Raw genomic sequence first — 9,596 nt, 5'->3', positions numbered from 1 at the left:
TTCGAGGATCGCCCCGCGCACCCCGTCGACGGTGCCGTCGGTGGTGGTCAGGGCGTCGACGCGGTGCCGGAACCGCAGGTCGACGCGGCCGGCGGCGGCGTGCTCGCGGACGCGGCGCTCGAAGGGTTCGACGAGCCCCGGCCCGGTGCCCCACGTGACGTGGAAGCGCGGCACCGAGTTGCCGTGGCCGTCGGCGAGCCCGCCGCCGCGCTCGGCCCACCCGACGACCGGGAACCAGCGGACCCCCATGGCGTGCAACCAGGACCGCTTCTCACCGGCGGCGAAGTCGACGTAGGCGCGGGCCCAGCGCAGGGCCCAGTGGTCGGCGCCGCCGACGTCGCCGGGGTCGCGGTCGAACCCCGCGCTGCCCAGCCAGTCCTGCCAGGCGAGGTCGGCGGAGTCGCGGACGCCGAGGCGGCGCTGCTCCGGGGAGTCGACGAGGAACAGCCCACCGAACGACCAGTACGCCTGCCCGCCCAGCGACGCATCGGGTTCCTGGTCGAGCAGGATCACGCGGCGGCCCGCGTCGGCCAGCTCGGCGGTGGCGGCCAGCCCGGCCAGTCCCCCGCCGACCACGATCACGTCGGTGTCCACGGGCCGAGGATGCCAGCCCACCGGATCTCGCGGGCGCGCCACGCCCGTAGGGTGGGTGTCGGCCGCGACCGGCGAGGGTGGAGCACCACCGGGGAGCGGCCGACCGCACGTCCATCGGAGCGTCGACCGCCTGGGTGCCCCGGCCCGTCCCGACCGCCGACCGTGAGGACCCGCATGCTCCTGCGCTACGGCACCAACCCCCACCAGCAGCCGGCCACCGCCGAGTTCCTCGACCCGGCCCGCCCACCCCTGCGGGTGCTGTCCGGCGAACCGTCCTACGTCAACATGCTCGACGCCCTCACCGGGTGGGCGCTGGTCCGCGAGGCGGCCGCCGTGTGCGGTACGCCGGTGGCCGCGTCGATGAAGCACGTGTCGCCCGCCGGGGTGGCGCTCGCCGGGCGCGTCGACGAGGTCGCCGCCGAGACGTTCGGGCTCGACGCGGCCGCCGTCGGACCGCTGACGAGCGCCTACGTCCGGGCCCGCGACGCCGATCCCCGCGCCTCGTTCGGCGACATGATCGCCGTCTCCGAGCCCGTCGACGCCGAGCTGGCCGACCTCGTCCGGCGCCTCACCAGCGACGGGATCATCGCGCCCGGCTACGCGCCCGGGACCGTGGAGACGTTGGCAGCCAAGAAGGACGGCCGGTTCCTGGTGCTGGAGGCCGACCCGTCGGTGGCGCCGCCGCAGCGGGAGGTCCGCGAGATCGGCGGGGTCCGGCTCGAACAACCGCGCGACGTCGAACCCCTCACCGCAGAGCTGCTCACGCGCTCGGCGCCCGCGCTGGCCCCGCGCGCCGTCACCGACCTGCTGCTCGGCCTGGTCGCCATGCGGCACACCGAGTCCAACGCCGTCGCCTACCTGCGCGACGGGATGGCACTGGGCATCGGGGCGGGCCAGCAGTCACGGATCGACTGCACCCGGCTGGCCGGGACGAAGGCCGACAACTGGTGGCTGCGCCGGCACCCGGCGGTGCGGTCGATGACGTTCGTCGAGGGCCTGTCGGCGACGGAGCGGACGAACTGGCGGTTGCGCGTCGTGGAGGGCGACCTGGACCTGCGGGAGACGGGGCTGCTGTCGGCGGCGACGCGCGGGTTCACGCTGTTCACGGCGCGGGAGCGGACGTCGTGGATCGGGCGGCTCGACGAGGTCGCGTTCGTCTCCGACGGGGCGATCCCGTTCCGCGACAACGTCGACCAGGCCGCGCGGCACGGGGTGCGCCACCTCGCCGAGCCCGGCGGCTCGACGCGCTCACCCGACGTCGCGGCGGCCTGCCGGGAGCACCGCATCACCCGCGTCCGTGACGTCCCCCGGCTGTTCCGGCATTGACGACACACACCCTGCGACGATTGACATTCGATAGATTTTCCTCGAAGCTCGATTCATGATGATCGAGCGTCGAGCGATACCCACGCTACGGGTGTTCCTCGTGGTGCTGTTCTGCGTCCTCCTCGTCTTCCAGTTCCTGTCGCTGCCCGGCACCTTCCGATACATGGCCGAACAGAACCCGAACGACGCCCCGCTGCGCTGGCCGGCGACGATCATCGCCGGGTTCTGGGTGCTGTGCGTGCAGGTCGTGATCGTCGCGACCTGGCAGCTGCTCACCCGCGTCACGCAGGACCGCATCTTCAGCGAGAGCTCGCTGCGCTGGGTCGACGTGATCGTCGGCGCGATCGCCGCGGGCTGGCTCGTGCTCGTCGCGGTCGACGTCGTCGTCCTCACCCAGGCCGACGACCCCGGCATGCCCATGCTCCTGCTGCTGCTCACCACCGGCGTCACCGTCTTCGGGCTGCTGGTCGTGGTGCTGCGCACCCTGCTGCGTCGGGCCACGACGTTGCGCACCGATCTCGACGCGGTGATCTGAGTGGCGATCGTCGTGCGCATCGACGTCGAACTCGCCCGGCGCAAGATGAGCGTCGGCGAGTTCGCCGAGCGGGTCGGACTGACCCCGGCCAACGTCGCCGTCCTCAAGAACGGGCGCGCCAAGGCCGTCCGGTTCTCGACGCTCGAGGCCATGTGCCGGGTGCTCGAGTGCCAGCCGGGCGATCTGCTGGAGTTCGTCGACGAGAAGGAACCGGCCGACACCCGGGCGGTTCCCGGGCACACCTGATCCGGTGCCTACGGCGACGAATCCGTCGCCGTAGACACCGGATCAGCCGGGGTCGGGGCGGAGGAGGCGTTCCAGGGCGTCGCGGGCGGCGATGCGGTTGAGGTCCACGGCCAGTGCCTCCAGCCACAGGTCCACCCCGACCGGGCGGCGGCTGACCACCGTCCCCCGCACGACCTGCCGGATCTCTCCCTCGACCGCACCCCGCGGACCCTCGCGCAGCTCCAGGTCGCGGTCCTGGCCGTGCACCAGCACCGCGACGGGACGCCCCTCGCGGCCCGTCACCCGGTCGGTCAGCCCGCGCCTGAGCTCGACCTCCACCATCCCGGCGGGCAGCGCCCCCGCCAACGCCCCGGCGAGCAGCCGGGCGTAGGACGCCACGTCGCTCCGGTCGCTGCGCAGCATCTCCGCGAGCAGCTGAACGTCGGCCATCGGGCCGAGCCCGCTCGGTCCCCCGCCCGGTTCCGTCACGGGGACGAGTTCTACCGGTCCGCCGACCGCCGGGCCACCGATCGGCGGGGTGCGTCGCCCCTCGGCCCGCCGCCCGGCCGACGCTGAGGTTGCGGCCGAACACCCGCACGCAACCCCACTGCTGTCAAAGCGCCGTGCCGCGACGCTGAGGTTGCGGCCGATCGCCCGCGCGCAACCCCACCGCTGTCGACGCGCCGCGACTGGGTGCGGCGCCGGCCCCCGTTCGCACCTACGATCCCGACAACGCCGACGGACCCGCACCCACGGCGACCCCCGGCACCGCCGAACGGGAACGACGACCCGGGCCCGCACGGCTAGCGTGAGTCGCATGCCCTCCGCGTTCTCGGACCTGCACCACCGCGACACCCCGCTGCTGATCCCCAACCCGTGGGACGCCGGGTCGGCGCGCCTGCTGGCCTCGCTCGGTTTCCGGGCCCTCGCCACGACCAGCAGCGGGTTCGCCGGGACGCTGGGCCGTCGCGACGGCGGCGTCACCCGGGACGAGGCCCTCGCCCACGCCGCGACGATCGTCGCCGCCACCGACCTGCCCGTCTCGGCCGACCTCGAGAACGGCTTCGGCCACGCCCCCGGCGACGTCGCCGCGACGATCACCGCCGCCCGCGGGGCCGGGCTCGCGGGCGGGTCGGTAGAGGACTTCACCGGCGACGCCGGCTCCCCGATCTACGCCCGCGACGCGGCGGTGGAGCGGATCGCGGCCGCGACGTCCGCAGCCGGCGGCGAGTTCGTCCTCACCGCGCGCTGCGAGAACCTGCTGCACGGCGTGCACGACCTCGCCGACACGATCGAGCGGCTGCAGGCCTACCAGGAGGCGGGGGCCGATGTCCTCTACGCGCCCGGCCTCGCCCGGATCGCCGACGTCGAGACGGTGGTGCGCAACGTCGACCGGCCCGTCAACGTGCTGCTGGTCGACGGCGGCCCGACCGTCGCCGAGCTGGGGAGGGCCGGGGTCGCGCGCATCTCCGTCGGCGGAACGTTCTTCTACGCGGCGTCGGGGGCCCTGATCGACGCGGGCAAGGCGCTGCTCGACGGCGACACCTCGTTCTTCGCGAACGCCGCGACCGGCCGGGAGGGCGCCGCGGCCGCGTTCACCTGACCCCGCACGGCGCGCAACCTCACGGTCGTCCGCGGCTCGCGGAACGACCGTGAGGTGGCGCGCGGAGTTCGGTCACGCCGCGGTGGCACCCGCGACGCGGCGGCGCGAGGTCGCGCGGCGTTGGGCGACCAGCGACAGCACCCCCAGCGCGACGACCATGATCCCGTAGCCGGCGGTCGTGACCTGCAGGCCGAGCGACGTCGCGGCGAACCCCGCGGCGACGGCGGGGACACTGAAGGCCAGGTAGGAGATGGTGTAGGCGACGGCGAAGAGGGCGCCGCGCTCGTGAGGTGCGGCGATGCGGGCGTAGGTCCCGAAGGTCCCGAGCGCCGCGGCACCGAACCCGACGCCGGCGACAACCGTGCCGAGCGCCGCGACCAGCCCGAGCCCGAGGTCCACACCGACGAGGGCGACGGCGGTGCCGAGGCTGACGAGGGCGCCGGCGAGGGTCAGCAGCCGGTCGAGCGGCCGGCGCCGCAGCAGCAGTGCTGTCAGGGCGCCGGGCGCGCAGAGCAGGACCACGACGAACCCGCCGACGAGGTGGTTGCGCACCCCGAGGACCTCGGCGGCCACCGACGGGCCGAGGGAGAAGAACAGCCCGCCCAGCGACCAGGACGCCAGCAGGATCGGCACGAGCGCGAACACCTCGGGACGCAGCCTGCGCGGAACACCGACGACGGGCCGCAGCGACCCGAGGGCGCCGGGCACCCGGGCGGACGTCTCCGGCATGAGCGCGACGGCGACGGCGGCCACCGCGAGCAGCGCGAGGAACACGACGAAGACGAGCTGCGTGGGCGCGGGTGCGTACTGGACGAGTGCACCGGCACCGAGCGACCCGATCCCGAGTCCGGCGATGGGCGCGACGCTGCTGACGACGCCGGCACGGGTGGGCTCGTGCGGTGGGGCGGTGTCGACGAGGGCGGCGGAGAGCGTCGTGATGGCGGCGCCGGTGGCCAGGCCCTGCAGCGCGCGGGCGAGCAGGAGCACGGGGACGCCGTCGGCGACGAGGAACAGCACGAACGCGACGGCTTGCAGTGCGACGGCGGCGGCGAGGACCGGGCGGCGGCCGACGTGGTCGGACAGTCCGCCGACGACGAGCAGCGAGCCGAGCAGGCCGATGACGTAGACGGCGAAGACGACGGTGAGGGCCGTGGGGGTGAAGCCCCATGCCTGCTGGTAGACGACGTAGAGCGGGGTCGGGGCACCCGCGGCGGCCATGAACAGGACGATGACGGAGGCGACCACGGGGAAGGTGCGGGCCCGGGTCAGCCGTCGTGACGTCGTCCCGGAAGTCGTCCCGGAAGTCGTCCCGGGGGCGGGGGGTGGTGCGGTGGCGGGCATCGCTCTCCAGACAGCAGTGATCGTTGCGTTAGAGATTACGGCACCAACGCAACGATCGCTGCAATAATGCCGTCATGGCTTCTCGCACGGCAGACACCACCCGTTCGGACGCCGCCGCGGGCCCACCGACCCGACCGGGCGGCCGGTCCGCGCGCGTCCGCACCGCCGTCCATCGCGCCGTCATCGAGCTGCTCGCGCAGGCCCCCGCCGAGCAGCTGACGATGCCCGTCATCGCCGCCCGCGCGGGCGTGCACCCGACGACGGTCTACCGCCGCTGGGCCTCGCTCGGCGACCTGCTCAGCGCCGTGGCCGAGAGCCGGTTCACCGACGACCTCGTCGTCCCCGACACCGGCTCGCTGCGCGGCGACCTGCGACGGTGGGCCGCTGACGTCGCCACCGACCTGACCGACCCGGAGACGCTGGCGATCATCCGCGCCGCGCTGGGCACGAGCACCGAGGGTGGCTGCGCGTGCATCGGCGAGCGGCGCACCCAGCTCGGGTCGATGTTGGATCGTGAGCGCGACCGCGGGGGCGCGGTGCCGACCGTCGACCGGGCCGCCGACATGCTCATGGGCCCGATCTACTTCCGGGCCCTGTTCACCGAGCGTCCCGGTGGCGCGGACTGGGCCCGCGAGCTCGCGGACACCCTGGTCGACCACTGCACGCAGCCGCAGCCGAGCCCAGCCTGACCTTCCGAGAGCGAGCCCACAGCTCCTTTTCTGGACTTGGTCCAGAAAAGGGGTAATCTGGAACCTGTCCAGAAAAGAACTGACTCGCTCTCCCGAGGAGGCCGACCCACCATGAACCGCGAACGCATCGGCACCGACCTGCAGGACACCCTGATCGAGCTGACCGACCTGGCGCTGCAGGCCAAGCAGCTGCACTGGAACGTCACCGGCCCGACGTTCCTGTCGGTGCACGAGCAGCTCGACGCCCTGACCGACGAGGCGCGCGCCGGGGGCGACGCCGTCGCCGAGCGGGCCGTCGCGCTCGGACAGCCGGCCGACGGCCGCGTCGCGATCGTCGCCAAGGAGACCCCGCTCCCCGAGGCGCCCGACGGCCGTCTCCCCACGGCCGCCGTCGTCGCGCACACCGTCCGCGTGCTCGACACCGTGATCGAGCGGATCCGCACCCGGATCGCCCAGCTCGACTCGCTCGACCTGGTGAGCCAGGACCTGCTGATCGGGATCGTCGCGGGGCTGGAGAAGCAGCGGTGGATGTTCGACGCGCAGCAGGCCTGAGCAGTCGTCTGCGCTCCGGCGGACTGCGGGCCACCGGCCCGCGCGTCGAGGTCCTCGGCGCCCTCGAGGACCTCGGCGGCCACCGCACCGCCGACGAGGTGCACGACCTGCTCACCACCCGGGGCCGGCGGGTTCCGCGGTCGAGCGTCTACAACGCCCTGTCCTCGCTGGTCGGGGCGGGGCTGGCGCTCACCGCGGACGCCGGCCCCGGCGCCGTGCTCTACGAGACCGGACGCGAGTGGCACCACCACTTCGTGTGCCGCGTCTGCCACCGCGTCATCGACGTCGCCTGCGCTGCCGACGCGATGCCCTGCCTGAACCCGGATCCGTCGGTGGGCGAGGTCGAGGAGGCCCAGGTCGTCCTCCGCGGAACGTGCGCGGCCTGCCTCGCCGGGGGCCGGCCTCACGGCGCCCGCCGGGTCACGAACCCGTGACCAGCGACATCACGAATCGGTCACCGTCTCTTTTCGAGACATCCGGCCTCCCGTGAGGGGTTCACGATGCGTCCAGACCGTCGCACAGCCGGTGCGCGCGGTCGCCGTCCACACCGTCACACCAGATCGCTCGAGAACGCTCCGCGTCCACGGTGCCCGCGCACTCCATGGCACGCCCGTCCCTCGAAGTACTCACCCAGTACTCACCCGCTGCAGTACCGAACTCAACGAGGAGATCCGGTCATGACAGTCGAGAACGAGGCCCAGGCTCCCGTCGCGGAGGCTGCGGCACCCGCAGCCGCCCCCGCCGGAAACCCGTCACTGTTCGCGCTTCCCTGCTTCCTGGTCGGCAGCCTTACGCTCGGCCTCTGGCTGGTCGGCTACCTGCCGGCCGCACTTCCCGGCGGACTGGTCCCCGCCGTGTTCTTCGCATCCGGCATCGGCGTGCTGCTGTCGGGTCTGTGGGCCGCCCGCATCGGCCAGAGCGCCGTCGCCGGCATCTTCGGGATGTTCGGCGTCTTCTGGCTGAGCTTCGGGTTCATGGTCATGGGCCTGGTCAACGGGTGGTTCGGGGTGTCGGCCACCGACGCCACCGCCGCCGCCTCGCAGGTCCAGTCCCTGCAGGCCACGTTCCTGATCTCCTGGCTGGTCGTACTGGTCGTCGTCACCGTGGCGACCATGCGCCTGCCGCTGGCCTTCACGCTGCTGTTCCTCTTCGTCGACATCGCGGTCGCGCTGGTGCTCGCCGGTGTCCTCGGCGGGTCGACGGGGATGCTCACGGGCGGCGGCATCGCCGTGTTCGTGTTCTGCCTGATCGGCATCTACCTGTTCTACGACGCCATGAACCAGGAGTTGGGTGGCCGCGCGTTGCCGATGGGCGCGCCGGTCGTCAAGTAGAACTCCGGGTGCGGGTCCCGCGATCCGGGGCCCGCACCCGGCTCCACCTCGCGCGCCGGCGGCTCACCACCGCCGGCGCGTTCCTATTCCTGCAACCGCGCCTGGACCCACGCCGCCGTCGCGAGCAGTCCGGCCTCCCGCCCGGGATGACCGACGAGCTGCACCCCGAGCGGCACACCGGCCGCGGTCCGCATTCCCGGGATCGCGACCGCGGGCAGGTTCATCAGCTGGAACGGCCGCGACATCGTCGGCTTCCCGGTGGCGCCCAGGCCTTCGGGCGCCGGGCCGGGGGCGGCGGGCAGCAGGATCGCGTCGGCCTCGCCGAGCAGCCCGGTGACAAGGTCCCGCTGGGCCGTGGCCCGGGCCCGGGCGGCCGCCCAGGACGCCTCGCCGACGGCCGCGCCCTTCACCAGCATCTCGCGCAGGATGTCGCTGAGCCGGTCGGGTGACGTCGCGAGCTCGGTGCGCATCGAGACCGCGGCCTCGTACTCCATGACCGTGACGTGGTCGTCCTCCAGCGGCCCGAGACGCAGGGTCGCGTCGCTGATCCGGGCCCCGTCGCCGCGCAGCGCCGTTACGGCACGCTCCAGCGCGTCGGCCATCTCCGGTTCGACGGGCCCCAGCTCGTCACCGCGCATCAGCAGCAGCGTGGGCGCGTCGCTGCGCGGTGCCGGTACCTCCGACCAGCCGCCGACGGCCGCGCGGACCAGTGCCAGGTCCTCGACGGTCGTCGCGAAGAACCCGGCCGTGTCCAGCGACGGGCACATCGGGTGGATGCCCTCGTAGGACAGCGCGCCGACCGGCGGCACGTACGAGGCGACGCCGCAGAACGCGGCCGGCCGGATCACCGACCCGGCCGTCTGGGTGCCGACGGCGACAGGCACCACCCCGGCGGCGACGGCGGCCGCCGACCCGCTCGACGACCCGCCGGGGGTCCGCGTCAGGTCGCGCGGGTTGCGGGTCGGGCCGGGCTGGAAGTAGGCGAACTCCGTGGTCACGGTCTTGCCGAGGACGATCGCACCGGCCTCGCGCAGCCGGGCGACGACCCAGGCGTCCTCCCCCGCCACCCGACCGGCACGCAGGGGCGAGCCGCACTCCGTCGGCAGGCCGGCGACGTCGATGATGTCCTTGACGCCGACGGGAACGCCGTGCAGCGGCCCGCGGTGCGAGCCCGCGTCGAGCCGGCGGGCCTGCTCGCGCGCGGCGTCGGCGGCGACGGTCACCCAGGCGTGGATGTCGGGTTCGGTGGCGGCCAGGCGCTCCAGCGCCTCCTCGACCAGCCGGGTTGCGGTGGTGGAGCCGGCCGCGACGGTGCGGGCGGTCTCCTGCAGGGACGCGGTCACGGCCGTCGACACTACGCCCGCACGACGGTGCGGGCCCGCGACTCCGCGGACCCGCAC

General features: G+C 73.8%; 12 protein-coding genes and 1 riboswitch. Of the genes, 8 read left to right on the top strand and 4 right to left on the bottom strand.

Going from position 1 to position 9,596, the window contains the following annotated elements:
* Window positions 1-594, bottom strand: a 594-nt coding sequence (locus PSU4_RS03940) for an FAD-binding protein (RefSeq protein ID WP_147102562.1), incomplete at its 3' end; no start/stop codon positions are given.
* Window positions 595-648: 54 nt separating this feature from the next.
* Window positions 649-737: riboswitch (ZMP/ZTP riboswitch) on the top strand.
* Between the two features lie 31 nt (window positions 738-768).
* Here PSU4_RS03940 and PSU4_RS03935 point away from each other — a divergent pair.
* From PSU4_RS03935 to PSU4_RS03925, 3 genes are read left to right on the top strand one after another with little or no spacing between them, the layout of a single operon-like run.
* Window positions 769-1,920 carry a 5-aminoimidazole-4-carboxamide ribonucleotide transformylase gene (locus tag PSU4_RS03935; protein ID WP_147102561.1) on the top strand — a complete coding sequence of 384 codons (1,152 nt, stop codon included), beginning with the start codon at window positions 769-771 and terminating at the stop codon, window positions 1,918-1,920.
* A gap of 55 nt (window positions 1,921-1,975) precedes the next feature.
* Window positions 1,976-2,455, top strand: coding sequence for a DUF2975 domain-containing protein (locus PSU4_RS03930; protein ID WP_147102560.1), 480 nt, complete (start codon window positions 1,976-1,978; stop codon window positions 2,453-2,455).
* A complete protein-coding gene (locus PSU4_RS03925; RefSeq protein WP_147102559.1) occupies window positions 2,456-2,701 on the top strand; it encodes a helix-turn-helix domain-containing protein in 246 nt (81 codons plus the stop codon).
* A 42-nt stretch (window positions 2,702-2,743) separates the two neighbouring features.
* Here the strand turns inward: PSU4_RS03925 and PSU4_RS03920 are convergent, their stop codons facing one another.
* Entirely contained in the window at window positions 2,744-3,130 is a 387-nt protein-coding gene (locus PSU4_RS03920) for a hypothetical protein (protein ID WP_147102558.1), read from the bottom strand.
* Between the two features lie 367 nt (window positions 3,131-3,497).
* On the opposite strand from PSU4_RS03920, the gene PSU4_RS03915 reads away from it, so the two are divergent.
* Window positions 3,498-4,283, top strand: coding sequence for an isocitrate lyase/PEP mutase family protein (locus tag PSU4_RS03915; RefSeq protein WP_147102557.1), 786 nt, complete (start codon window positions 3,498-3,500; stop codon window positions 4,281-4,283).
* A gap of 72 nt (window positions 4,284-4,355) precedes the next feature.
* Here PSU4_RS03915 and PSU4_RS03910 read toward each other — a convergent pair whose 3' ends face one another.
* The gene (locus tag PSU4_RS03910; protein ID WP_246114922.1) at window positions 4,356-5,528 is read right to left on the bottom strand and encodes an MFS transporter; all 1,173 of its coding nucleotides are present in this window, start codon (window positions 5,526-5,528) and stop codon (window positions 4,356-4,358) included.
* A gap of 170 nt (window positions 5,529-5,698) precedes the next feature.
* On the opposite strand from PSU4_RS03910, the gene PSU4_RS03905 reads away from it, so the two are divergent.
* From PSU4_RS03905 to PSU4_RS03890, 4 genes are all read left to right on the top strand, one after another.
* Window positions 5,699-6,313, top strand: a complete 615-nt coding sequence (locus PSU4_RS03905; protein ID WP_147102555.1) for a TetR/AcrR family transcriptional regulator — start codon at window positions 5,699-5,701, stop codon at window positions 6,311-6,313.
* Window positions 6,314-6,424: 111 nt separating this feature from the next.
* Window positions 6,425-6,865, top strand: coding sequence for a Dps family protein (locus tag PSU4_RS03900; RefSeq protein ID WP_147102554.1), 441 nt, complete (start codon window positions 6,425-6,427; stop codon window positions 6,863-6,865).
* The gene (locus PSU4_RS03895) at window positions 6,838-7,299 is read left to right on the top strand and encodes a Fur family transcriptional regulator (RefSeq protein WP_147102553.1); all 462 of its coding nucleotides are present in this window, start codon (window positions 6,838-6,840) and stop codon (window positions 7,297-7,299) included. The genes PSU4_RS03900 and PSU4_RS03895 overlap by 28 nt, the downstream gene beginning before the upstream one ends.
* Window positions 7,300-7,542: 243 nt before the next feature.
* On the top strand, window positions 7,543-8,196 hold the full coding sequence (locus PSU4_RS03890) for a GPR1/FUN34/YaaH family transporter (RefSeq protein ID WP_147102552.1): 654 nt from the start codon (window positions 7,543-7,545) through the stop codon (window positions 8,194-8,196).
* 83 nt (window positions 8,197-8,279) lie between these two features.
* Here PSU4_RS03890 and PSU4_RS03885 read toward each other — a convergent pair whose 3' ends face one another.
* Window positions 8,280-9,539, bottom strand: a complete 1,260-nt coding sequence (locus PSU4_RS03885) for an amidase (RefSeq protein WP_147102551.1) — start codon at window positions 9,537-9,539, stop codon at window positions 8,280-8,282.
* Window positions 9,540-9,596 lie beyond the last annotated feature (57 nt).

It is taken from the genome of Pseudonocardia sulfidoxydans NBRC 16205, from assembly GCF_007989085.1.
GTDB lineage: Bacteria > Actinomycetota > Actinomycetes > Mycobacteriales > Pseudonocardiaceae > Pseudonocardia > Pseudonocardia sulfidoxydans.
This window is presented reverse-complemented; position numbering and strand designations above follow the sequence as displayed.

Bases quoted from the DNA above. Each gene is read 5' to 3' on its own strand.
- PSU4_RS03935 (WP_147102561.1), top strand. From the start codon at position 769: ATGCTCCTGCGCTACGGCACCAACCCCCACCAGCAGCCGGCCACCGCC.
- PSU4_RS03930 (WP_147102560.1), top strand. From the start codon at position 1,976: ATGATGATCGAGCGTCGAGCGATACCCACGCTACGGGTGTTCCTCGTG.
- PSU4_RS03920 (WP_147102558.1), bottom strand. From the start codon at position 3,130: ATGGCCGACGTTCAGCTGCTCGCGGAGATGCTGCGCAGCGACCGGAGC.
- PSU4_RS03915 (WP_147102557.1), top strand. From the start codon at position 3,498: ATGCCCTCCGCGTTCTCGGACCTGCACCACCGCGACACCCCGCTGCTG.
- PSU4_RS03905 (WP_147102555.1), top strand. From the start codon at position 5,699: ATGGCTTCTCGCACGGCAGACACCACCCGTTCGGACGCCGCCGCGGGC.
- PSU4_RS03900 (WP_147102554.1), top strand. From the start codon at position 6,425: ATGAACCGCGAACGCATCGGCACCGACCTGCAGGACACCCTGATCGAG.
- PSU4_RS03890 (WP_147102552.1), top strand. From the start codon at position 7,543: ATGACAGTCGAGAACGAGGCCCAGGCTCCCGTCGCGGAGGCTGCGGCA.